The following is a 22,938-nucleotide window of genomic DNA, read 5'->3' as shown; positions in this document are numbered from 1 at the left end:
CTGTCCACGTCCGGAATCCGCCAGCAGGCGGGCGATGCTTGAGAGACGATGACGGCGTTTCCCACAATAGGAGTCGTCATGATCGCGCCGCAGACCCAGTTCCAGCATTTCCGCCAACTCAACATTCAAGGCAAGCTGCTGCTGCCCAATGCCTGGGATGCCGCCAGCGCCCGGTTGTTCGAAGCCGCCGGCCATCCCGCCCTTGCCACCACCAGCGGCGGCATCGCCTACGCCCGAGGTTGGCGCGATGCTCAGCGCATAGGACGCGAGGCGATGCTAAGCGAGATCGCAGCCATCGTCCGCGGCGTGGATGTCCCCGTCAGCGCCGACATCGAGGCAGGCTATGGCCTATCCCCGCAGGATGTCGCCGTGACTGTGCGGGGGGCGATGGAGGCCGGCGCGGTTGGCGTCAATCTGGAGGACAACGGCCATGGCGCTTTGGCGCAGCCCTTGTTCTCTATCGAGTCGCAATGCGCCCGCCTGGCCGCCGCCAGACAGATGGCCGACGCGTTGAACGCGCCGCTATGGATCAATGCCCGCGTCGATGCCTATTTGTTGGACTTGGGGCTGAGTGCCGAGCGGCGCTTCGCCGAAACGCTGGCGCGCGGCAATGCTTACCTGGCGGCCGGCGCGGACATGGTGTTCGTGCCCGGCCTGGCCGATCCCGGCGAGGCCAGGCGCCTGGCCGCCAGTTTGAACGGCCCGCTGAACCTGATGGCCTTGCCTGGCGTGGCCGGCGCGTCTGACTGGTTCGATGTCGGCGTCGCCCGAGTCAGCCTGGGCGCAGGGCCGATGCTCGCGGTGATGGGCTTGGTGCGGCGGATGGCGGACGAGGCGAGAGCAGGTGTCTGGACGGCTATGGCGGAACACCATTACGGCTTTGCCGAGGCGGAGGCGCTGTTTGAGAGGCGTTGAGCACGCAGCTTGCGAGTGACTTATGCACAGGCTGGCCGAAATTTGCTTTTTTTCCACAGACAGGTAGGCCGCGCGCGACATCTCGGCCAAACCCCCTGGATCAGCAAACGTCAACAGCTCCTAGCCTGATTTGCTAAATCGGCGGGGATTGTGCCGCAGATGGCAGAACGCTAGAGCGGCGGCTAGGCGCGCGCCGGCAAAGCCGTTTTGCCGGCGGCGCAAGGCGTTCAGACCACTAGTTGCCGTTCTTGATCTGCTGGCTGACCCCGTTTTCCTCCTGGTTCAGCACATTCTGTTCTTGCTTGGTGATGTGGCCGTGATCGAGCTTGGCCATGTCGCGTTCCTGCTGGCGGATGTTCTGGTCCTCCCGGTGCAGCTTGTGCGCTTCGGCCTGGCTGATCTGGCCGTTTTTCTCTTCCCGGTCGATGCGCTTGTTTTGATTGGCCAGGCGCTTGTTGACCTCGACGCGGCGCGGGTGGTCTTTCTGCCATTGGGTTTCGTTGGCTTGGGCCGCGCCGGCGCAGGCGAGGCCGCAGAGCAGGGTGGCGGACAGGATGTTGCGAGCGAGCTTTTTCATGATGTTCTCCCGAATGGGTTCAGGTAAGGATTACCTGAACTCAGCCTATGCCAAGGCAGGGAGTCGGGCTGGTGCAAGACATATGTACATATATGTAAACAGCCGCTGTTTTACGACTGTTCATAATTGCGGCGCGGGCAGGATCAGCTTGCCTGTTTGGCATGGCCATGTCGGCCCAGGAAATCCCGTTTGGCAGCGCTGGAGAGGCATTTGAAGGCGTGTTCGGCCTGCAGCGCGGCCGAACGGTCCGGGTACTCCACCACCATTTCGATGGAGACCGGCGGATTGAGGCGGGTGTAGCGCGCGCCTTTGCCGGCGGCGTGTTGCGCGTAGCGGCGCGCCACATCGGTGCTGATGCCGGTGTACAAGGCGCCGCTCTCGCAGCGCAGCACATAGAGGAACCAGGGCCGCTGCGGGCCCTGGCTGTCGGGCTTACTGCTCGTCGCCGCCATGGTTGGTCAGCGGGCTGATCAGCACGCGCTCAGTGCGGTTGCCCTTCTGCGCGGTGACGCGCAGCTTCCAGTCGCCCACGACCACTTCATCGCCCTCGCGCGGGATGCGTTCCAGGCAGTCCATCAGCAAACCGGCCACGGTGTGGAAGTCTTCATCCTCGAAATCGCCCAGCGTCAGGTACTGTTCCAGCGTCACCAGCTCCAGGCTGCCTTCCACGTTGTAGCTGCCGTCCGGATGGGCGACGATGGCCGGCAATTCATGGCGCTCGTGCTCTTCCGGGAATTCGCCGGCGATGGCTTCCATCAGGTCTTTCTGGGTGACGATGCCCTCCAGGCTGCCGAATTCGTCGACGACGAAGGCCATGTCGGCGGCGTGCTGGCGGAAGCTTTCCAGCGCTTTCAGCACGGTGACGGTCTCCGGCAGCACCAGCGGCTGGCGCAGCGCGGCGTCGATGTCCAGCGGACGGCCATCCAGCAGCTGCGCCAGCAAGTCCTTGCGGGCGACGATGCCCAGCGGCTCGTCTATGCTGCCGTCGCGGATCACCACCATGCGGGAGTGCGGGCTGTCGCGCAAGGCCTTGCGCTGGGCCGCTTCCGGCTGGCTCAGGTCCAGGCGGTGGATGTCGGCGCGCGGGGTGGCGATGACGCGGATCGGCCGCTCGGCCAGGGTCAGCACGCTGTGTATCATCGCGCGTTCGTTGTGGCCGAAGGCGGTGTCTTCCACCGGCTGCGGGCCGGCTTCGGGCTTGGCCTCGGGCGCCGCGCCGTCGGACAGACGGCTGCCCATCAGGCTCAGCACGGCATCGGCGGTGCGTTCGCGGAAGCTTTGCGTGCGGTTCAGGTAGCGGATGCGGTTGGCCTGCGACACCTGGTTGAAGGCCTCGATCAGCACCGAGAAGCCGATGGCGGCGTACAGATAGCCCTTGGGAATGTGGAAACCGAAGCCTTCCGCGATCAGGCTGAAGCCGATCATCAGCAGGAAGCCCAAGCACAGCATCACCACGGTGGGGTGGGCGTTGACGAAGGCGGTCAAGGGCTTGCTGGCGGCGATCATCAGGATCATCGCCACGATGACGGCCAGCATCATCACCGGCAGATGTTCGGACATGCCGATGGCGGTGATGACGGAGTCGATGGAGAACACGGCGTCCAGCACCAGGATCTGCGCCACCACGGTGCCGAAGGCGGCATAAGCGCGTTGCGTGGCGCCCTTGGCGTGTTCCACGCCTTCCAGCCGCTCATGCAGCTCGGTGGTGGCCTTGAACAGCAGGAAGGCGCCGCCGCCCAGCATGATCAGGTCGCGGCCGGCGAATGATTGGCCCCAGACTGAGAACAGCGGCGTTGTCAGGGTCACCAGCCAGGAGATGCTGGCCAGGAGGACCAGCCGCATGATCAGCGCCAGCGACAAGCCGGTGATGCGGGCGCGGTCGCGTTGTTCCGGCGGCAGTTTCTCGGCCAGGATGGCCACGAAAATCAGGTTGTCGATGCCGAGTACGATCTCGAGGATGATCAGCGTCAAGAGGCCCAGCCAGGCGGCGGGGTCGGACAGCCACGATAAGTCCATGATGGTGTAGAACGTTCCTTAAAGGGATAAAAAATCGATAAAAGCGTTACAAGGATACCAAATGCCATCGTTCCGGGCGGGAGAAATGCAAAACGCCCCGTTTGCGGCGGGGCGTGCATGATAACCGGGAAAGATTACAAGCCGCCGTAGGAGTGCAGGCCGGACAGGAACATATTGACGCCGAGGAAGGCGAAGGAGGTGACGGCCAGGCCGATCACCGCCCACCAGGCCAGCGGCGCGCCGCGCCAGCCTTTGACCAAGCGGATGTGCAGCCAGGCGGCGTAGTTCAGCCAGACGATCAGCGCCCAGGTTTCCTTCGGGTCCCAGCTCCAGTAGCCGCCCCAGGCGTCCGCCGCCCACATCGCGCCCAGGATGGTGGCGATGGTGAAGAACAGGAAGCCCACCGAGATGGCCTTGTACATCATTTCGTCCAGCACCTCGGCGCTGGGCAGGCGGTCTTTCAGCCAGCCCTTCTGCGCCATCAGCTCGCCGACGCCCAGCATCGCCGCCAGCGAGAAGGCGCCGTAGCCGACGAAGTTGGCCGGCACGTGTATCTTCATCCACCACGATTGCAGCGCCGGGATCAGAGGCTGGATCTCATGCGCCTTGCGGTCGAAGGTGTACCACAGGATGAAGAGTACCGCGGCGCTGATGACCAGCAGCACCAGCGCGCCGGCTTGGCGCGCGGCGAACTTGGCCTCGTAGTACAGGTACATCAGCGCGGTGATCAGCGTGAACAGCACGAAGACTTCGTACAGATTGGACACCGGGATGTGGCCGACGTCCGGTGCGATCAGATAGCTTTCATACCAGCGCACGAACAGTCCGGCCAGCCCCATTACCGCGGCGGACCAGGTCAGCCCGCTGCCCATGCGCGCCAGCGAGTCCGAACGGCGCAGCAGCGCCACCCAGTAGACGCCGGTGGCGAGGAAGAACAGCGTGCACATCCACATGATGGCGGATTGGCTGGACAGCGCGTACTTGAGCCAGAACGCCTGCTGGCCGCGCGCCAGATCATGCTGGTACAGCGGGATGGCGGCCAGCGCCAAGGCGCCGGCCAGCGGGAAATACCCGCGCCAGGCCTTCCAGAACCAGCCCAGCGCGATCAGGCCCAGCGCCGAACCGGCCAGGATGCCCTGCTCGTATACGTCCATATTGAGGTGGTACAGCTTGAAGGCATAGCCGGCGGCAGCCACGATCAGCAGCGCATAGGCCCAGTCCCACAGGTTCAGTCGCTGCCATAGCGGCACGCGGGCGTAAGCGGAATTGACAAGCTCCATCAGGCTCCCCTTGTCAGGTGTTGGATGGCGTCGACGTGACGCTGAAAGTCGGTATCCAGATCGCGATTGTGTCGATTCGACGTCATGGCCACCCGCAGATGGCGGCCATCCAGGCGTATCCACAGTCTTAGTTCCCGCACATAGAACATTAGCACGATGCCGAGCACAAGCAGGACTGATCCCAAGTACACCAGGATCTTGCCCGGCGAACGGGTCAGCTGCAGGCCGGACGACTGCACCTGGTCGAAACCGTCCAGTTGCAGGAAGACCGGCGCGCCGTAGTCATGCAGGCCGCTGGCGGCCACCAGGCCGTCCAGCAGGAAGCGGTAGTGGGCGGTGTCGGCGGCCAGCGGCTTGGCGCCGGCTTTCTCATCGGCCACCGCCATCACGTCGATCACCGCGCCTTGCAGGATCTTGATATAGGTTTGCGCCACCGCCTGGCGCTTGTCGGCCGGCACCCGTTCGTCCAGGAATTTCTCCAGTCCGGCGAAGCCGTTGTCGGCGAAGCGTTGCAGCACGCCCTTGACGCTGTCGCCGAACTGGCGGGCCAGCTTGGCGTCGATCACGCCGCCCTGTTGGGCCTTGCGGGTGGCGCGGGCCGCCGCTTCGTCGTACAGCGCCGGATCGCGCAGCGCGGCGTACAGGCGCATGAAGCGATCCAGCTTCATATCGTCGTCCAGCGGCAGGCGCAGGTATTGGAACGGCTCCGCCGGGGTGCGCCGCATGCCGGCCATCAGATATTGCGCGCCGTCCTGCTCGATCGGCGCCATGTAATGCAGGTACTCCACCGCCTGGCCTTGGGCGTCGCGCAGCTTGAAGCTGACGGAGGGGCCGAAGTTTTTCAGCGACTTTTCGTGCTTCACTTCGCGCGCGTCCTGCATGCGTTGCCGCAGGGTGGGGTCGGCCGCGTCCGGCTTGCCGATGTTTTCGATATTGAATACGCGCAGCTCGCCGAACTCCAGCGTGTAGTCCTTGCCGTTGGCGCGCAGCGGCTGGCTGTTCATCGATACCCCCGCGAGCGGCACCGGCGCCGCGTGCGGGGAGGCCAAGTTCCAGGCGTTGAAGCGCAGCGGCGAGCCGCCGTCGCCGAAGCTGGACTGATAGATGGCCACGCCGTCCACGATCAGCGGATGGTTGACCTTGACCGTCGCCTCGGTGCGCTTGCCGGTGGCCTTGTCGGTCACCACGATGTCGCTGGCGAACAGCTTGGGCATGCCGTTGCTGTAGTAATCGACATGGAATTTCTTCAGCGTGACGATGAAGGGCAGCTCCTGCACCAGATAGCCGTTGCCGGAATTCAGGAAGGTGACGTCGGCGCTCTTGCCCTCGGCGATGTTGACGTTGCCGCGGAACGACAGGTTGGCGGTGCTCAGCCGGCTGGCGGCGGGAATCTGGCTTTGCGGGATGTCGCGGGTTTCCGGCACGATGCGGCCAGCCATTTCCGCCAGTTTCAGCGGCAGGTTGCCGTCTATCAGCCCGCCGACGCAGATGACGATCAAGGCGATGTGGGCGAAGAAATAACCGAGTTTGCCGGCCGCGCCCTTCTTGGCTGCGATCAGCCGCACGCCGCTGCCGCGCTCGGTCTCCCGCCAGCGGAAGCCCTGGGCCTGCAGATAGCCGTACAGCCGCTGCGGATCGGCCTGCTCGGCGGTAAAAGCGGTGCTGTGCGCCATGGCGGCCAGCGAGCCGTCGCTGGCCTTTTCTCGGAACGAGCGCATCTGCTTGATGAAGCCCGGGCCGTTGCGCAGCACGCACAGCGTGGTGGACAGCACCAGGAAGGCCAGGATGGTCAGGAACCAGCCGGAATGGTAGACGTCGAACAAGCCTAGCCGTTCGAAGGCCTGGAACCAGAACTGGCCGAACTCGAAAGCATAGTTCGGATAGGGCTCGTTCTGTTTCAGCACGGTGCCGATGACCGAGGCGATGGCCAGGATGGTCAACAGGCCGATGGCGAAACGCATCGAACTGAGCAGCTCATACAGCGCGTGGACGGTGGAATGGCGGCGTTGATTTTTATTCATGGTCGGGAACACAAAAAGGGAAGCCCGCCTGGGGCTTCCCTTTTGAACGAGCCGGGTCGGCAAAGTTGCGGCTGCGCGCGCTTGGCGGAGGCGTGCCGGGCGGGCATGGCGCTCAGCGCAGGCCGGAGATGTATTCGGCGACGGCCTTCATCTCCTCGTCCGTCATGCGGCTGGCGATGTCGTACATGATGGAATTTTTGCGATCTGCGCCGGCCTTGAAGTCGGCCAGTTGCTTGGCGACATACGCGGCATGCTGGCTGCCCAGGCGCGGGAATTCGTCGGGCAGGCCCTTGCCGGCCGGACCGTGGCAAGCCATACAGGCCGGCACATGGGTGGTATTGTTGCCCACGCGGTAAATCTTGGCGCCCAGCGGCATCAGCGCCTTATCGGCGGCCTCGCGCTCCTTGGGCTTCTGTTCGCTGAAGTAGGCCGCGACATTGCGCATATCGTCGTCGGACAGCGTGGACGCCATGCCGAGCATGGTCGGATTCTTGCGCTGGCCGCTCTTGAAGGCTTTTAACTGGTTATACAGATATTGGGAACTCTGTCCTGCCAGCGAGGGATTGGCCGCCGCGACGCTGTTGCCGTCCACTCCGTGGCAGGCCGCGCAGACGGTATCGACGATCTGCTTGCCTTTCGCCGGGTCGCCCTGCGGGCCCGGAGCGGCTGCCAGCGCTGAGCCGGCCAGGGAAAAGGTTGCCATCGCCAACAGCATTATTCGTTTCATGGTCGCTCCTTTAGGGGTGAGCCCTAAAATATCTGTAAAAGTAGCAATTCCAAACCTGTTATTCTATACCAACTGATTTCAACCTTACTACCATGTCGATTTTTCAGAACGCCAGATTTTATACCACCGTCAACCACATGAAGGACCTGCCGGCCACGCGCGCCGAGGTCGCTTTCGTGGGACGCTCCAATGCCGGCAAGTCCAGCGCGATCAACACGCTGGCCAACCGCACGCGTCTGGCCTACGTGTCCAAGACGCCGGGCCGGACCCAGCACATCAACTTCTTCGAGCTGGGCGAGGAGTGCTTCCTGGTGGACCTGCCAGGCTACGGCTATGCCGAGGTGCCGGAGGCGGTGCGCGCGCACTGGGTGGAGCTGCTGGGTCGCTACCTGCAGACGCGGCAGAGCCTGATCGGCCTCCTGTTGATTATGGACGCTCGCCACCCGCTTAAGGAACTCGATCGCAGAATGTTGGATTTTTTCCGCGAAACCGGCCGTCCGGTGCATATCCTGCTGTCCAAGGCCGACAAGCTGTCGCGCCAGGAGCAGGCCAAGGTGCTGGCGCTGGTGAAGCGCGAGCTGGCCGATTACCCGGCCGTCAGCGTGCAGATGTTCTCCAGCCTGAAGAAGGCCGGCGTGGACCAGGTGGAGCAGGTCGTGAAGGGCTGGTTCGACGCGTTGCCGCCGGTGGACGAGCCGGCGCAGGAACTTTGATTGCGGCCCGCCACCTAAGCATTAGGTGTTCACACCTCCCGCTTGGCTCCCTGAGCGGGGCCTGAATCGTTGATATTTAGGCATTGCCCCGGTCCGAAAGGCCGGGGTTTTTTCTTGGGCGGCGGGCATGAAAAAAGGCGAAGGATGCATCCTTCGCCTTTCGCCCTGTGCCATACGATTCAGCAGTCAGCCTTACAAGCTGGAGATCACGGTTTCGACGTGAAGATTCTCCGCTACGGTGCGTACGGCCTCGTCCGAGGGGAACGGGCCCAGGCGCACCTTGTAGAGGCCTTCCTGGTTGACGATGCCGAGCTTGGAGTCATATTTGTCATCCAGCTGGTCCAGCATCTTCTGCAGCAGCGCTTCCGCGTTGGCCAGCTTGGTAAATGAACCCAGCTGCAGATATTTCGGATTGTCGCCTGCCTTCAGCTCGCGGACCGGCTCGGTCACCGGTTGCGCCGAAGCGACATAAGTATCGTCGGCGGCCGGCCAGACGCGGTCCACCGCGATCTTGGCGCTGCCTTGCTTGACGAAGCCAAGCTTGTAGGCGGCTGCAAACGACAGGTCCATCAAACGGCTCTTGTGGAACGGACCGCGATCATTGATGCGGACCACCACGGACTTGCCGTTGGTCAGGTTGGTCACCCGGGCATAGCTCGGGATCGGCAGCGTCGGGTGCGCTGCGGTCATGGCGAACATGTCATAGCGTTCGCCCGAGGTCGTCTTGCGACCGTGGAACTGTTTGCCGTACCAAGAGGCACGGCCTGTGGCGTGGTAAGGCTTTTCGCGCACGTCAGGACGGAAGCTCATGCCCAGCGCCGAGTACGGCAGGTTAGCCGACTTGATCAGCGGCTCTTCTTGCGGCACGGCGTCGGGCACCAGATTCAGGTTGACCGGGATATGATCGGCCGGACCGTCGTTCTGGAAATAAGCCCCGTTCTTGGCGACGGTCTTCTTGTTTGTCGGCGTAGCCGACTGGTTTGTGGCACTGGCCGTCTTCACGGTGGAACAGGCCACAAGCACGAGACTGACAAATACAAGCCACAGCCATCGGAGTACAGGTTGCATAAACCTCCCTATGCTGTTGGGCCAACCTTGCGAACTGCTATGCCCCCCCTGCGAAGTCGATCTGGCGCCAAGCCTCATACACCGTCACAGCGACGGCGTTGGAGAGGTTGAGGCTTCTCGACTCGGGACGCATCGGCAAGCGAATCCTTTGTTGCGCCGGCAGGGCAGCCAGCACCTCTTGCGGCAAGCCGCGGGATTCGGGACCGAACAGAAAAACGTCCCCGGGTTGGTAGGAAATCCGGTCATGGCGCGTAGCGCCTTTCGTCGTCGCGGCGAAAATCCGCCGTCCGTGAAGGGCCTGCAGACAAGCAGACCAGTCTTCGTGGACCACGACGCGGGCATACTCGTGATAATCGAGTCCCGCTCGCCGCAACTTGGCATCCTCAAGCGGGAAGCCCATCGGTTTGACCAGATGCAGTTCACAGCCGGTGTTGGCACATAAACGGATCACATTGCCCGTGTTGGGCGGAATTTCCGGCTGAAATAGAACAACAGTGAACATCGTTGGCAGGCTGGATTGTTCCAAGGAATCAAAATCTTGGTCAAGTTTTTGGGGAAAACGCCCGGGCCAGCGCCCATCCGTCGACCCGTTTCGCACCCTGTTTTTTGAGCTCTCGAGCCAGGGAGGAGAGGGTGGCGCCGCTGGTGGCGACGTCGTCGATGATGGCGATGGAAAGCCCGTCGCAGCGGCGTTTTACGCCGAACGCATGGCGCACGTTTCTGAGTCTTTCGGCGCGGCCGAGCGAGGCCTGCGACGCTGTGTTGTATTTTCGCCAACACAGATTATCCGAAAAACGGGTGTTTATTGTACCAGCGAACGCTTTGGCAAGCTCGCCGCTCTGATTGAAGCCCCTTTTCGCAAGTCGTTCATTTGCCAATGGAACCGTAATGACAAGGTCGTATTCATGGCCGGAGCCCTGCGCGAAATCGCTCAGCAGGCCGCCCAAAACCCCCGCCAAAGGCAGCCGTTTGCCATACTTGAAGGCATGAATCAGCCCGCTCAGGGGGTAGTCAAAAAGATAAGGAACGTGTAGCGCGTCGAAGTGCGGCGGCCGGCGTTGACAGTGGGCGCACAGCATGCCGCCAAGCGTCGGTTCGGCGCAACGCGGACACTGTTCAGCGGGCAGGGTGGGCAGCATGTCGCGGCAAGGCGGGCATAGGCCGCGGCGGGTGCCGGCCTGTCCGCAAAGCAGGCAGTTCTGCTTAATTGGTGAGCAGTTGTCAATTATCGATGTAATTAAGTTTGACAGCACTGGGCCTGGCCCTCCAAGATTTTGCCGCCCGCCCTGTTGGCGGGATGGGCAATGCGTCCCCCTGTAATGACATTAGATGAATGGAGCGTACGATGCATACTGTACCGATGGAATTCAAGCGCCCGGCGGCGCCGCACCCGGAACAAGCCAACTGGAGCGTGGACGAGGTGGAGGCCCTGCTCGGTCTGCCCTTCATGGAGCTGGTGTTCCGCGCGGCAGAGATCCATCGGCAGTTTTTCGATCCGACCAAAATCCAGCTGTCGACGCTGGTGTCGATCAAAACCGGCGGCTGTCCGGAGGATTGCGGCTATTGTCCGCAGTCGCTGCACCATGACACGCCGGTAGCCGATCAGCCGATGATGACGGTGGACGAGGTGGTGGCGGCCGCGCGGCAGGCCAAGGCCAACGGAGCTGGCCGTTTTTGCATGGGCGCGGCCTGGCGCGGGCCGAAGGATGCCGACTTGGCCAAGACTTTGGACATGGTGCGCGAGGTGAAGGCGCTGGGGCTGGAGACATGCGCCACCTTCGGCCTGTTGCGCGACGGCCAGGCCGAGCAGCTGAAGGACGCGGGCCTGGATTACTACAACCACAACCTGGACACCGCGCCTGACAAATATGCGGATATCATCCATACTCGAGAGTATGAGGATCGGCTGGAGACGCTGGGCAAAGTGCGCAAGGCCGGCTTGTCGGTATGCTGCGGCGGCATCGTCGGCATGAATGAAACCCGGCGCGACCGCGCCGGGCTGATCGCCCAACTGGCCAATCTGGACCCGCAGCCGGAGTCGGTGCCGGTGAATAATCTGGTGCAGGTGGTGGGCACGCCGCTGGCGGATGCCAGCCGGCTGGACTGGACCGAGTTTGTGCGCACCATCGCCGCGGCGCGCATCGCCATGCCCAAGAGCTATGTCCGCTTGTCCGCCGGCCGGCGCGAGATGGACGAGGCGACCCAGGCCTTGTGCTTCCTGGCCGGCGCCAACTCGATATTCTATGGTGATAAGCTGCTGACCACGGGCAACCCCGATGTACTGGCCGACCAGACACTGATGGCCAAACTGGACTTGCGGGCCCTGTAATATTCTTTAGCAATTCTGCGCTGTCTGCTTAAATGCGAACCTATATATAGTGTGTCGTACCGAGGTGGTTCGCCGCCGCGGTTTGGTCAACCCACGCAAAAGAGTGCAACCATCATGCGCCTGCAAGATTTGTCCGCCGCCCTGAATGAACTGGATGCGAATCACCGCCTGCGCCGACGCGCCACCCTGGAGTCGCCGCAGGGAGTTGATATCGTCATTGAAGGTCAATCTTACCTATCGTTTGCCAGCAATGATTACCTGGGGCTGGCCGATCATCCGGCCCTGGTGCGTGCGCTGCAGCAGGGCGTCGAGCGCTGGGGCGCCGGCAGCGGCGCATCGCATCTGCTGACCGGCCACAGTGAAGCGCACCAGCGCGCGGAGGAAGCGCTGGCGCGCTTCGTCGGCCGCGAGGCGGCGCTGTTGTTCGGCTCCGGCTATGCCGCCAATCTGGCGGTGATCACCAGCCTGGTCGGCCGCGACGACGCGGTGTTCGCCGACAAGTTGAACCATACCTCGCTGAACGATGGCTGCCTGCTGTCGCGCGCCGATTTCCAGCGTTTCCGCCACAATGATCTGGAACATCTGGAACAGCTGCTGGCGGCGAGCCGCGCCTGTACCAAGCTGATCGCGGTGGACGCGGTGTACAGCATGGATGGCGACGAGGCCCCGCTGCCGGCCTTGCTGGCGCTGGCCGAACGCTACGACGCCTGGCTGTATGTCGATGACGCGCACGGTTTCGGCGTGCTGGGCGGCGGCCGCGGCTCAGCGGTGGAGCATGGCTTGGCCTCGGAACGGCTGATCTACATGGCCACGCTGGGCAAGGCGGCCGGTCTCGCCGGCGCTTTCGTCGCCGGCAGCCGGCTTTTGGTGGAATGGCTGGTCAATCGCGGCCGCACCTATATCTTCAGCACCGCCCAGCCGCCGGCGCTGGCCGCCGCGGTGGAAACCAGCCTGCGGCTGATTGCCGAGGGCGACGACCGCCGCGAACGGCTGCGGCAACTGGCGGCGCGCTGCCGCGAACGGCTGGCCGGCACGCATTTTGCCGGCAGGGCTTCCCGCACACCGATTCAAGCCATTATCATAGGCGAGGATGCTCATGCCATAAGGCAGGCTGAGCGCTTGAAACAGCAAGGCTACTGGGTGCCCGCCATCCGTCCGCCCACCGTGCCGGAAAACAGTGCGCGCTTGCGGATTTCCTTGTCGGCGCAGCACGAGCCGGCGCAGCTGGACGCGCTGCTCGATCTGCTGTTGCAAGCGCAGGATTGAACCCTGGCGGCGGCGCGCCCGCTGCAGTGGCAAATCCATCGGCCCGGAGCTTATGCTCCGGGCTTTTGCATGTCCGCCAGCTGGCGCGGCCGTGGGGAAGCGGCCTGAGCGTGGCATGCGGATTTTCCGGCTAACTCGTACTACGATAATGACATGATGAGCACGGCTGAATATTTGGAAAGTCCGGCGCAAGCCGCCGAGCGCGCCTTGGCGCTGTTGGTGCGAGGCGGCGGGTTGTCCGCCGCGGCGGTATGGGGGCTGTCCGGCGTGACCTGGCAGCGCCTGGCCAGTTTGGGGGCGGCCGACGGTTTGCCAAGCGCCGACGCTTTGGCCAGCGGCCGTCTGCCGGGACCGGATGGCGGCGCGCTGGCGTTGCGGATGGCGGATAACACGGTGGGCTGGCTTGTGTGGCGCGGACAGGCGCCGGCGGAGGCGGCCGACATTGCCGCGCTCTTGGGCGGCCACTTGTATTGCGCCGCGCTGCGCGGCGAGCAATCGGCGGCCCGGCTGGCCAACGAGACCATGCTGGAAATCAGCCTCCTGGCCGGCGAGTGCGCCAGCCTGGATCGGCTGCTGCCGCGCTTGCACAAGCTGATGCAGCGGCTGATGGATGCCAGCAATTTCGCCATTGCGCTGTATGGCGACGACGGCGCCAGCCTGCATTTTCCGTTCTATGTCGACAGGCGCGATCCGGCGCCGCCTTCGCCGCAAGCGATGCTGCCGCTGGACGACGGGCATGCCGCATTGGCCGCCTGGCTGCTGCGCGGCGGCAAGCCCATGGTGCTGACCGGCGAGCGCATCGCCGAGCTGTGCCGCGACGAGAAGCTGGCGCAGCCGGCCGTGTTGCCGGCGTTCTGGATGGGCGCGCCCTTGGTGAACGCCGACGGCAATCCCATCGGCGCGGTCATGCTGCATGCCTATGAGGACCAGGCGGCGCTGACCTCGTCCGAGCAGTTATTGTTCATGTTCGCCGCCCGCCATGTCGGTTTCGCATTGGACCGGGTGCTTTACCGCAGCCAACTGGAACGCCAGGTCTGGCTGCGCACTTGCGAGCTGGAAGGCGCCAATGCCAGACTGCGGGCCGAGGTGGCCAGCCGCAAGCAGGTGGAGAAGTTCCAGAACGCCTTGTTCCGCATTGCTGAATTATCCAACTCCAGTCTGTCGCTGGAGGCTTTTCTCAGCGGTCTGCACCGGCTGCTGTCGGAAATGGTGTCGGCGCGCAATTGCGTGGTGGCCTTATACGACAAGCTGAGCGACCGCATCACGTTTCCCTATTGCGCCGACGAATATGTCGAGGTCTTGCACCCGCGCAAGCCGGCTCAGGGCTATATCGAACAGGTGCTGCACAGCGGACGGCCGCTGCTGGTCGACCCGTACAGCCAGGTGCCGGCCGCGGTGGAAGACGGGGGCGTAAAGCCGCAAAGCTGGTTGGGCGTGCCGCTGTACTGCGACCATGAATTGCTGGGCGTGCTGGCGGTGCAGAGCTACGACGGCGAGGTGAGCTACAATTTTCGCGATCAGGAAGTGCTGGAGTTCGTCGCCAACAACATCGGCGCGGCGCTGGCGCGGGTGCGCGCGCTGGAGAGCCTGCAGCAGGCCTATGCCGAGCTGGAACAGCGGGTGAGAGAGCGCACCAGCGAGCTGGACGCAGTCAATGCCCAGCTGGAGTTCGACAGCCTGCACGATCCCCTGACCAAACTGCCCAACCGCAACTACTTCGCCAAGGCGCTGCATCGGGCCTGGGAAGGCTTCGTCGCCGGTTCCGGCGACCGTTTCGCGCTGTTGTTCATCGACTTGGACCGCTTCAAGCTGGTCAACGACACCCTGGGCCACCTGGCCGGCGATCACCTGTTGTTCGAGGCCGGCGCGCGTATCCGTTCCTGCTTGCGCCACTATGATTTTCTGGCGCGTTTGGGCGGAGACGAGTTTGCCGTGGTGATGTTCGGCATGCAAGGGCCGGAAGACTGCGAGATCATCGCCCGCCGCATCGTCCGAGAGTTCGAGCGGCCGGTGATCCTGGCCGGACGCGAAGTATTCTCCACCGCCAGCGTCGGCGTGGTGCTGGCCGACCGCGACCACTACCGCAATGCCGATGAGCTGCTGCGCGACGCCGACCATGCGATGTACTGCACCAAGCAGCAGGGCCGCCAGGGCTATACCTTGTTCAGCCATCAGTTGCGCATCGACCAGGCCGACCAGCTGGCGCTGGAAACCGAGCTGCGGCGCGCGCTGGAAGAGGACAAGCAGCTGATTCCCTATTATCAGCCGTTCATCGATGCCAAGACCGGCAAGCTGTCCGGCTTCGAAACGCTGGTGCGCTGGCAGCATCCGCAGCGCGGGCTGATCCCGCCGGCGCTGTTCCTGCCGATGGCCGAAGAGAGCGGCCTGATCAACCGTCTGGACCGTTACATGGTCAACGCGGCTTGCGCGCAACTGCAGGCCTGGCGCGCCGAGGGGCGGGTGGGCGAGCACATTTCGCTGCACATCAATCTGTCGTCGGCCAATTTCCACGATCCGGACTTGGTCGCCTGGATAGGCGGCCGCATCGCCCATTACCAGCTGCCGCCGGCCATGCTGCATCTGGAAATCACCGAGAGCGCGCTGATCGACCAGCCGGAGACCGCGGCGACGGTGATGCAGGCGCTGCATGGCTTGGGCGTGAAGCTGGCGCTGGATGATTTCGGTACCGGCTATTCCGCGCTGTCCTATCTGCACCGCTACCGTTTCGACGTGCTGAAGATAGACCAGTCCTTCGTGTTCGACCTGGACCGCAAGGAGGAATCGGCGGCCATCGTCCGCGCCATCCTGGCGCTGGCGCGGGCGCTGGATCTGGACGTGGTGGCCGAGGGCGTTGAAACCGCCGCACAGCTGGCGATGCTGCAGGAGATGGGGTGCAGCAAGCTGCAGGGCTTCTATTTTGCCGCCCCGGCGCCGGCGCATGGTCTGGACTGGGAGCGCTTGGCCCGTTTTGAACAGGAAATTCGCAGTGCGGCGTGAATGGGCGACCCGTTTCAACCGTTGGCGCTATGATGTGTACGCGCCCTTGTACGACAAGCTGGCGCAGGGCTTTGCCGCGCAACGCCGCCGCTCGCTGGGCCTGCTCAATCCGCAGCCGGGGGAGCAGGTGCTGCTGGTGGGGGCCGGCACCGGCCTGGACCTGGATTTTCTGGTGCGCTGCCGCCATGTCACCGCCATCGATATCGCGCCGGCCATGCTGCAGCAGCTGAAGGAACGCGCCGAGCGGCTGGGCATGGCCGTGCGCGCCCTGGAGATGGACGGCCAACAACTGGACTTCCCCGACGCCAGCTTCGATGCGGTGGCGCTGCATCTGGTGCTGGCGGTGATTCCGGACCCGCAGGCCTGCATCCGCGAGGTGGAGCGGGTGCTGAAGCCGGGCGGCCGGGTGGCCGTCTTCGACAAGTTCCTGGCGGACCGTTCGCGCGCGCCGCTATGGCGCCGCGCCGGCAATCTCGTGGCGCGCTTTGTCGCCACCGACATCAACCGCCGCCTCGGCGACATCGTTTCCGTTACCAAATTGCAACGCATTCACGACGAAGACGCCGGCTTAGGTGGTTTCCTTCACATCGCACTCTTGCGAAAATAGCGTTTTCCCCCCATCTGACCGTTCATGAATCTGTTTGTCGAAACGCTGGGCCAGGGCCCGGACGTGGTCATGCTGCATGGCTGGGGCCTGCACGGCGGCGTATTCAGCCGCGTGGCCGAGCAATTGGCTTCCCGCTTCTGCGTCCATCTGGTGGATTTGCCCGGCCACGGCGCCTCGCCGGCGCTGGCGCGCTTCGACGCCGATGCGGTGGCCGACATCGTGGCCGCCCATTTCCCGCTGCCGGCGCATGTGGTGGGCTGGTCGCTCGGCGGGCTGATCGCCCAGCACTGGGCGGCCCTCCATCCGGATCGCGTCAAGAGCCTGGCGCTGATCGCCACCAGTCCGCGTTTCGTCCGCGACGACAGTTGGCCGCACGCGCAGGCGCGCCAGTCGATCGAGGCTGTCGCGCAAAGCCTGGACGGCGCCTTCGAGCAGACGCTGGAGCGTTTTCTGGCCTTGCAAATGATGGGCGCGCCGGCGGCGCGCGACACGCTGAAAGCCTTGCGCGGCGAGCTGTTTGCCCATGGCCGGCCGCAGGGCCTGCTGCCGGCGCTGGAGCTGCTGCTGGAGGCCGACGCCCGCGAGCTGGCCGGCCGCATCCGCTGCCCAGCCGCCTTGTTCTATGGCGTGCGCGACGCCATCACCCCGATAGGCGCCGGCCGCTGGCTGGCCGACACCCTTGGCGACGCCGTCCTTTATGAATTCCCGCAAGCGTCGCATGCGCCTTTCCTGTCCCATGAGCCGGACTTTGTGCGCGCGCTTGCCGAGCATCTGGAAACCCAGGCATGAGTGAAGCGTTTTACACCGACAAGGCGCGCGTGCGCGCCTCGTTTGAAAAGGCCGCGGCCAGTTACGATTCGGCCGCCGTGCTGCAGCGCGAAGTGTCCGACCGCATGGCCGAGCGGCTGGATTACATCAAGCACCAGCCGGCGGTGATTCTGGATGCCGGCGCCGGCACCGGCTACGGCGCGGCGCATTTGCGCCAACGCTATCCGCAGGCGCGGGTGATCGAGCTGGACCTGGCGCACGCCATGCTGCTGGCCTCGCGCGAACGCGCCCGCGAGGGCGACGGCCTGTTGAAGAAGCTGTTCAAGCCCAGCCAGCCGTGGCAGATCAACGCCGATATCGAAAAACTGCCGTTGGCCGACGACAGCGTGGACATGATCTGGTCCAACCTGACCATCCAGTGGATCAATGTGCCGGACAAGATGTTCGCCGAACTGCGCCGGGTGTTGAAGCCGGATGGGCTGCTGATGTTCTCCACCCTGGGGCCGGACACGCTGTTCGAGCTGCGCGGCGCATTCGCCGGCATTGACGGCGCTACCCACGTCAACCAGTTCATCGACATGCACGATATAGGCGACGCGCTGATGCGCGCCGGTTTCGCCGAGCCGGTGATGGACATGGAAAAGATCGTGCTGACTTACGACGACGCCAAGGCGGTGATGCGCGACCTCAAAGCCATCGGCGCGCACAACGCCACGGCCGGCCGCGGCCGCGGCCTGATGGGCAAGCAGGCCTGGCGCAAGGTGGAGGAAGCCTATGAGCGCCACCGCCGCGACGGCAAGCTGCCTGCCAGCTACGAGGTGGTCTACGGCCATGCCTGGAAGGGCACCGGCAAAAAGCTGGCCAAGATGACGGACGACGGTCGGCAGGTGATCGAATTCGTCAAGAAAGCGCCGCGGGCCGATTGAGCGAACCGGCGGCGCGAACCAGAGTCTGTGCTATGGACGTGGAAATCCGCAGCGCCTGTCCCGATGACGCGGCTTGTCTGGCCGCCCTGTCGATTCAGGTGTGGCTGAATACCTATCTGATCGGCGGCGGCATCCGCCGCGGCATCGCCGATTATGTGCTGTCCGAATTCTCGCCGGCCCATTTCGAGGCGTTGATCGCCAATCCCGCGCGCCGGCTGCTGCTGATGGAGGAGGATGGCCATCTGCTCGGCTACGCGCTGTTGAAATTGGACGGCGCGTGCCTGGGCTGCGATTTCCCGACGATGGAAGTCGACCGGCTCTATCTGCTGGAAAGCCATACCGGACAAGGCCTGGGCAGGCGCTTGCTGGATGCGGCGCGGCAATGGGCGCGCCTCCAGCCCGGCCAGCCGCGCTTGTGGCTGACCGTTTGGCACGGCAACGCGCGCGCCATCGGCTTCTACCGCCGGGTCGGCATGGCCGTGCATGGCGAAACGTATTTCGAATTGGAGGGCGCGCGGCATCTCAATTACGTGATGCTCGATCCCGCGCCCGTTGGGGCGGCCTTGCCGGCCGCCAATGTCTGAAAGACTGATGGAATCATGATAAGCAAGAAAGCAATGCGTCCGTGGCTGGCATTGGGCCTGGCCGCGCTATTGGCCGGCTGTTCGACGTCCAAAGTGCCGGAAGCGCCGGCCCCGGCCCCGGTGAAAGTGAAGATAGGCCTGGCCTTGGGCGGCGGCGCGGCCAAGGGTTTCGCTCATATCGGCGTGATCAAGGTGCTGGAAGGCGCGGGCATCGTGCCCGACGTGATCACCGGCACCAGCGCCGGCAGCGTGGTGGGCAGCCTATACGCGTCCGGCCTCAACGGCGTGCAACTGCAGCAGCGCGCCATGGCGCTGGATCAGGCCGATCTGACCGACTGGACGCTGTCCACCAAGGGCGTGCTGAAGGGCGAGAAGCTGCAGAACTGGATCAATGCCCAGGTGGGCAACAAGCCGCTGGAAAAACTGCCCAGGCCGTTCGGCGCCGTGGCAACCGAGCTGGACTCCGGCCGCAAGGTGGTGTTCCGCGTCGGCAACACCGGTCAGGCGGTGCGCGCCTCGGCCAGCATCCCCAATGTGTTCCTGCCGGTGAAAATAGGCGGCAAGCGCTATGTCGACGGTGGCCTGGTCAGCCCGGTGCCAGTCAGCGCGGCGCGCGAGATGGGCGCGCAGTTCGTCATCGCCGTGGACATCACCGCCCGTCCCAAGCCTGGCAAGGCGGTTGGTTTCCTGTCCATGCTGGACCAGAGCCTGAACATCATGAACGGCCCGGCGCTGGCCTTGGAACTGAAGCAGGCCGACGTGGTGATTCGGCCGGATGTGCTGGACATCGGCTCCGCCGACTTTGATTCGCGCAATCAGGCTATTCTGGAAGGCGAGAAGGCGGCGCAGCAAATGCTGCCGCAAATCCGCAAATTGTTGCAGCAAAAGAGCCTGGAGCTGGCTAAATAACGTTATAGGCTGCGATGATGTCGCAAGTCGCGGCGGGGCGGGCAGCATTCCGCCCCGCCGCTTTCCCAATGTTCTTTTGGAGATGGCATGATCAAACTGCACGGAGTGTCTTTGTCGCCGTACTACAACAAGGTGAAGATCGCCTTGCTGGAGAAGGGCGTGAATTTCCAGGAGGTGCTGACCCCGCCCTCGCAGGAGGACTGGCTGCTGGAAAAGAGCCCGATGGGCAAGATTCCGTTTGTGGAGATCAATGGCCACCCGCTGGCCGAATCGACGGTGATTCTGGAGTGGCTGGAGGATGCATATCCCACCGCTTCGCTGCTGCCGCCGACGCCGAACGGCCGCGCCCTGGCGCGCGAGCTGATGACCATGCTGGAGCTGTATGTGATGCGGCCGGCGGCTCCGCTGATCGGCCACATGATGAAAGGCAGCCAGCCTAGCGCGGAGCAGGCCGAGGAAATACGCCAGGCCCTGGCGCGCGGCATCAGCGCGGTGGCGCAGCTGGCGCGGCAGGCGCCGTGGCTGGCCGGCGAGGACTTCAGCTTCGCCGATCTCAGCGCCGCCGGCATCCTGCCGACGGTGGGACGCTTGAGCCAGACTTTCCTCGGCGAGGACATGACGCTGCGGCTGTCCGGTTGCGCCGACTATCTGCAGCGCCTGGGACAGCGGCCCAGCGTGGCCCGCGTATGGGCGGACCGCGATGCCGCGCTGGCGGCTTATATGGCCAGGCGCGAATAGCCTGACTATGGTTTTCGCGCCACAGTCAGCCGGTCCTGCCTGGATGCCATGACATGGCGGTTGACAGCCCTTGCTGGATAGAGCCTAAACTCCAATCGAGTGTTTGCTTTGTCTGGCAAGGGGATGATCGATGAAATTTCCGGTGGAACTGATACTGCTGGCGCTGGTGCCGGTCTTTCTGTTGTTCGTCGCCTGGGAGCTGTTTAGGCTGCGGCGTCAGGGGCGGCTGTCCGTGTACGACTGGCGCGATTCGGCCTGCTGCGCGGCGTTGGGTTTGCTGCACCAGGGCGCCGACAAGCTGGCCTGGGTGTTCGTGCTGCCTCTATATGGCTGGATTTACCAGCAGCACCGGCTGTTCGATTTTGCCGACAGCTATCTGAGCTTCTTCCTGCTGTTTCTAGGCCAAGACTTCCTGTACTACTGGTTCCACCGCGCCAGCCACCGCGTGCGCTGGCTGTGGGCGGCGCACAGCGTGCACCACAGCTCCACGCGCATGAATTTCAGCGTGGCCTTCCGCCAGAGCCTGATGTATCCGGTGGCCGGCATGTGGGCATTCTGGCTGCCGCTGGCCTGGCTCGGCTTTCCGCCGCAACAGGTGGTGGCCGTGGTGTTGCTGAATCTCGCCTTCCAGTTCTTTGTGCATACCCAGATCGTGCCCAAGCTGGGCTGGCTGGAATACGTCTTCAACACCCCGTCCATCCACCGCACCCACCATGCGAAAAACCCGCGTTACATCGACCACAACTACGCTGGAGTACTGGTGATCTGGGACAGGCTGTTCGGCACTTTCGTGGAGGAGCGGGACAGCGATCCCTGCGAATACGGCACGGTGAAGCCGGTCAACAGCTTCAACCCGCTATGGGTCAGCGTGGTGGAGTGGCGCGACATGCTGGCGGAGGCTTGGCGGGCGGATAACTGGCGCGACCGGCTGGTGTCGCTGTTCGGCCCGCCGGAGGCGGCGGAAGAGGTGGCGGCGCGCCAGCGCTTGCGAGTCGAGGCGCCGCGTCAGGTGGCGTGAACATAAAGCACAAGGCCCGGTTTCCGGGCCTTGTGCTTTTCGGGCTACTGTCAGTTGGATCAGATCAGCAGCTTGCCGTCCTTGGCCGGCAGGGTCTTGCCTTCCGGCTTCTGGTCCATGCGCACGGTGCCGGTCTTGCCGTCCAGCGAGTAGCGCACGTTGTAGCCGACGACTTTTTCCTTGTCCACGTTCTCGGTATTGCAGATGGTCCGGGTGCTGGCCACCTGGTCGCGCTCCTGCATGCCTTCCTGCACCTTGTTGCCGGCCAGGCCGCCAGCCAGCGCGCCCAGCACGGTGGCGGCCTTCTTGCCATTGCCGCCGCCGACCTGGTTGCCTAGCAGGCCGCCGACCACGCCGCCGATCACCGAGCCGGCGATGCGGTTATTGTCCTGTACCGGCGCCTGGTGGACGACTTGTTCCTGATGGCAAACCTGCTTCGGCTCGCTCACCGTTTCCTTGATCGGGGTCACGGCCAGTATCTTGGCGTGGTTGGCGTGGACCGGCTTGGGCGCGGGTTTCGGCGCGGCGGCCGCTACCGCTGCGGCCGGTGCCGCCACGGCGGCAGCCTGAGCCACCGTGGACGAGGCCGTGCTCGGCGGCAGTGCCTGAACGGCCGGGGCCGATGCCTGAGCCAGCGGCGCGCTGGCTGCGGCGACGGTTTCCGGTTTGGACGGTTTCAATGCCTGGATGCCGGCAACGCCGATGGCGCCCAGCGCGATGCCACCGCCCAGCACGCTGGCGATGAGTACAGACTGTTTCATTATTCTCTCCCTGAAGTGACGCTGCGGTCACATATGGCTTGGACGCGATTATCGGTTGGCAGTTGCAAGAACTGTGTACAGCATTTGTCACCACGGGTAACGAAACGTTAGCGGCGGGGCGGCCAGGGCGCTGGCTAGGGGCTGTTGACGTTTGGTGGGCGGTCGCGCCGGGATGCATTTTGCGCCGAATCGAGGCGTTTCGCGCGCCGCATAGTCATTCTCTGCCAGCGCGGAACAACGAAGAGTCGGCGCGAAAGGCGCCCGGCCCTGCGGGTTTGGCCGCTTTGGGCCGGAAGCTGCGTTGCCCAGCCCTTGCATAGAATGACTATGCGTCGGACTGTGCGCCTTGCTTCCGGCCCAAATCGGCGCAAACGCGATCTACTCACCAAACGTCAACAGCCCCTAGGGAATTTGCAGCGTGATGCGCCATTATTGGCAATTTATGTCAAAAAAAACCATATTAAATGGTTTTTAATTTCTAAAATGCAACCAATCATCATAATATGAGCATATATATTGTATCCAGCGGTTTGACGGTGCGCCCGGCAGGTGGTTAGATGCACATTGCACCTTACAGGCGGCCCGCCGCCTGCACCACAGGAGAATAAATCGTGAGTGAAGTTGATACCGGTTTGCAGCGCCAGCTGAAAAACCGCCATATACAGTTGATCGCGCTGGGCGGCGCGGTCGGCACCGGCCTGTTTCTCGGCTCGGCCAG

General features: G+C 63.8%; 23 protein-coding genes. 13 read left to right on the top strand and 10 right to left on the bottom strand.

Translation table 11 applies throughout. From position 1 onward, the window contains the following. Window positions 1-78: 78 nt before the first annotated feature. On the top strand, window positions 79-915 hold the full coding sequence (locus tag C2134_RS19970) for an isocitrate lyase/PEP mutase family protein (RefSeq protein WP_158248833.1): 837 nt from the start codon (window positions 79-81) through the stop codon (window positions 913-915). Between the two features lie 235 nt (window positions 916-1,150). On the opposite strand, the gene C2134_RS19965 is transcribed toward C2134_RS19970, so the two are convergent. From C2134_RS19965 to C2134_RS19940, 6 genes are all read right to left on the bottom strand, one after another. Beyond that, a complete protein-coding gene (locus C2134_RS19965) occupies window positions 1,151-1,492 on the bottom strand; it encodes a hypothetical protein (protein WP_103321814.1) in 342 nt (113 codons plus the stop codon). 143 nt (window positions 1,493-1,635) lie between these two features. After that, window positions 1,636-1,944 carry a GIY-YIG nuclease family protein gene (locus C2134_RS19960; protein WP_103321813.1) on the bottom strand — a complete coding sequence of 103 codons (309 nt, stop codon included), beginning with the start codon at window positions 1,942-1,944 and terminating at the stop codon, window positions 1,636-1,638. Continuing rightward, a complete protein-coding gene (locus tag C2134_RS19955; RefSeq protein ID WP_103321812.1) occupies window positions 1,925-3,508 on the bottom strand; it encodes a TerC family protein in 1,584 nt (527 codons plus the stop codon). The genes C2134_RS19960 and C2134_RS19955 overlap by 20 nt, the downstream gene beginning before the upstream one ends. Window positions 3,509-3,642: 134 nt before the next feature. Further along, window positions 3,643-4,788 (bottom strand): c-type cytochrome biogenesis protein CcsB, encoded by a 1,146-nt coding sequence (ccsB, locus tag C2134_RS19950; protein ID WP_103321811.1) that lies wholly within the window; start codon window positions 4,786-4,788, stop codon window positions 3,643-3,645. Continuing rightward, window positions 4,788-6,809 carry a cytochrome c biogenesis protein ResB gene (locus C2134_RS19945; RefSeq protein WP_103321810.1) on the bottom strand — a complete coding sequence of 674 codons (2,022 nt, stop codon included), beginning with the start codon at window positions 6,807-6,809 and terminating at the stop codon, window positions 4,788-4,790. Before C2134_RS19945 ends, ccsB begins: the two co-directional genes overlap by 1 nt. 112 nt (window positions 6,810-6,921) lie before the next feature. Next, window positions 6,922-7,536: a c-type cytochrome gene (locus tag C2134_RS19940; RefSeq protein WP_103321809.1), complete on the bottom strand. Its 615-nt coding sequence runs from the start codon at window positions 7,534-7,536 to the stop codon at window positions 6,922-6,924. A gap of 92 nt (window positions 7,537-7,628) precedes the next feature. Here C2134_RS19940 and yihA point away from each other — a divergent pair, with 92 nt between their 5' ends. Continuing rightward, window positions 7,629-8,249: a ribosome biogenesis GTP-binding protein YihA/YsxC gene (gene yihA, locus C2134_RS19935; protein WP_103321808.1), complete on the top strand. Its 621-nt coding sequence runs from the start codon at window positions 7,629-7,631 to the stop codon at window positions 8,247-8,249. A 192-nt stretch (window positions 8,250-8,441) separates the two neighbouring features. On the opposite strand, the gene C2134_RS19930 is transcribed toward yihA, so the two are convergent. From C2134_RS19930 to C2134_RS19920, 3 genes are all read right to left on the bottom strand, one after another. Next, entirely contained in the window at window positions 8,442-9,251 is an 810-nt protein-coding gene (locus tag C2134_RS19930; protein ID WP_223253587.1) for a septal ring lytic transglycosylase RlpA family protein, read from the bottom strand. Between the two features lie 103 nt (window positions 9,252-9,354). Then, window positions 9,355-9,819, bottom strand: a complete 465-nt coding sequence (gene trmL, locus C2134_RS19925) for a tRNA (uridine(34)/cytosine(34)/5-carboxymethylaminomethyluridine(34)-2'-O)-methyltransferase TrmL (RefSeq protein WP_103321807.1) — start codon at window positions 9,817-9,819, stop codon at window positions 9,355-9,357. A gap of 40 nt (window positions 9,820-9,859) precedes the next feature. Then, window positions 9,860-10,570, bottom strand: coding sequence for a ComFC family protein (locus C2134_RS19920; RefSeq protein WP_103321806.1), 711 nt, complete (start codon window positions 10,568-10,570; stop codon window positions 9,860-9,862). A 92-nt stretch (window positions 10,571-10,662) separates the two neighbouring features. Between C2134_RS19920 and bioB the strand changes: the two genes are divergently transcribed. The 10 genes from bioB (at window position 10,663) to C2134_RS19870 (ending at window position 21,459) form a co-directional block, all read left to right on the top strand. Continuing rightward, window positions 10,663-11,646 carry a biotin synthase BioB gene (gene bioB, locus C2134_RS19915; RefSeq protein WP_083340784.1) on the top strand — a complete coding sequence of 328 codons (984 nt, stop codon included), beginning with the start codon at window positions 10,663-10,665 and terminating at the stop codon, window positions 11,644-11,646. A 114-nt stretch (window positions 11,647-11,760) separates the two neighbouring features. Beyond that, complete coding sequence (gene bioF, locus C2134_RS19910; protein WP_103321805.1) at window positions 11,761-12,912, top strand: 8-amino-7-oxononanoate synthase; 1,152 nt, start codon at window positions 11,761-11,763, stop codon at window positions 12,910-12,912. Between the two features lie 153 nt (window positions 12,913-13,065). Continuing rightward, on the top strand, window positions 13,066-15,909 hold the full coding sequence (locus tag C2134_RS19905; RefSeq protein ID WP_103321804.1) for a bifunctional diguanylate cyclase/phosphodiesterase: 2,844 nt from the start codon (window positions 13,066-13,068) through the stop codon (window positions 15,907-15,909). Further along, window positions 15,899-16,516, top strand: a complete 618-nt coding sequence (locus C2134_RS19900; RefSeq protein WP_233196520.1) for a class I SAM-dependent methyltransferase — start codon at window positions 15,899-15,901, stop codon at window positions 16,514-16,516. The genes C2134_RS19905 and C2134_RS19900 overlap by 11 nt, the downstream gene beginning before the upstream one ends. Before the next feature lie 24 nt (window positions 16,517-16,540). Beyond that, complete coding sequence (gene bioH / locus C2134_RS19895) at window positions 16,541-17,305, top strand: pimeloyl-ACP methyl ester esterase BioH (RefSeq protein ID WP_103321803.1); 765 nt, start codon at window positions 16,541-16,543, stop codon at window positions 17,303-17,305. Then, window positions 17,302-18,210: a malonyl-ACP O-methyltransferase BioC gene (gene bioC, locus C2134_RS19890; protein WP_043627443.1), complete on the top strand. Its 909-nt coding sequence runs from the start codon at window positions 17,302-17,304 to the stop codon at window positions 18,208-18,210. Before bioH ends, bioC begins: the two co-directional genes overlap by 4 nt. A gap of 32 nt (window positions 18,211-18,242) precedes the next feature. Continuing rightward, the gene (locus C2134_RS19885; RefSeq protein WP_103321802.1) at window positions 18,243-18,794 is read left to right on the top strand and encodes a GNAT family N-acetyltransferase; all 552 of its coding nucleotides are present in this window, start codon (window positions 18,243-18,245) and stop codon (window positions 18,792-18,794) included. A 15-nt stretch (window positions 18,795-18,809) separates the two neighbouring features. After that, window positions 18,810-19,703 (top strand): patatin-like phospholipase family protein, encoded by an 894-nt coding sequence (locus tag C2134_RS19880; RefSeq protein ID WP_103321801.1) that lies wholly within the window; start codon window positions 18,810-18,812, stop codon window positions 19,701-19,703. Between the two features lie 87 nt (window positions 19,704-19,790). Continuing rightward, the gene (locus tag C2134_RS19875; protein WP_103321800.1) at window positions 19,791-20,441 is read left to right on the top strand and encodes a glutathione S-transferase family protein; all 651 of its coding nucleotides are present in this window, start codon (window positions 19,791-19,793) and stop codon (window positions 20,439-20,441) included. Window positions 20,442-20,571: 130 nt separating this feature from the next. Beyond that, a complete protein-coding gene (locus tag C2134_RS19870) occupies window positions 20,572-21,459 on the top strand; it encodes a sterol desaturase family protein (protein ID WP_103321799.1) in 888 nt (295 codons plus the stop codon). A 59-nt stretch (window positions 21,460-21,518) separates the two neighbouring features. On the opposite strand, the gene C2134_RS19865 is transcribed toward C2134_RS19870, so the two are convergent. Then, the gene (locus C2134_RS19865) at window positions 21,519-22,220 is read right to left on the bottom strand and encodes a glycine zipper 2TM domain-containing protein (RefSeq protein WP_103321798.1); all 702 of its coding nucleotides are present in this window, start codon (window positions 22,218-22,220) and stop codon (window positions 21,519-21,521) included. A gap of 611 nt (window positions 22,221-22,831) precedes the next feature. Here C2134_RS19865 and C2134_RS22085 point away from each other — a divergent pair. Beyond that, the coding region (locus C2134_RS22085) for a hypothetical protein (RefSeq protein WP_255408134.1) at window positions 22,832-22,938 on the top strand (107 nt) is incomplete at its 3' end.

It is taken from the genome of Chromobacterium sinusclupearum, assembly GCF_002902845.1.
In the GTDB taxonomy this organism is placed as follows: Bacteria; Pseudomonadota; Gammaproteobacteria; order Burkholderiales; family Chromobacteriaceae; genus Chromobacterium; species Chromobacterium sinusclupearum.
The sequence above is the reverse complement of the archived record's forward strand: the minus strand, read 5'-3'. Positions and strand labels throughout refer to the sequence as shown.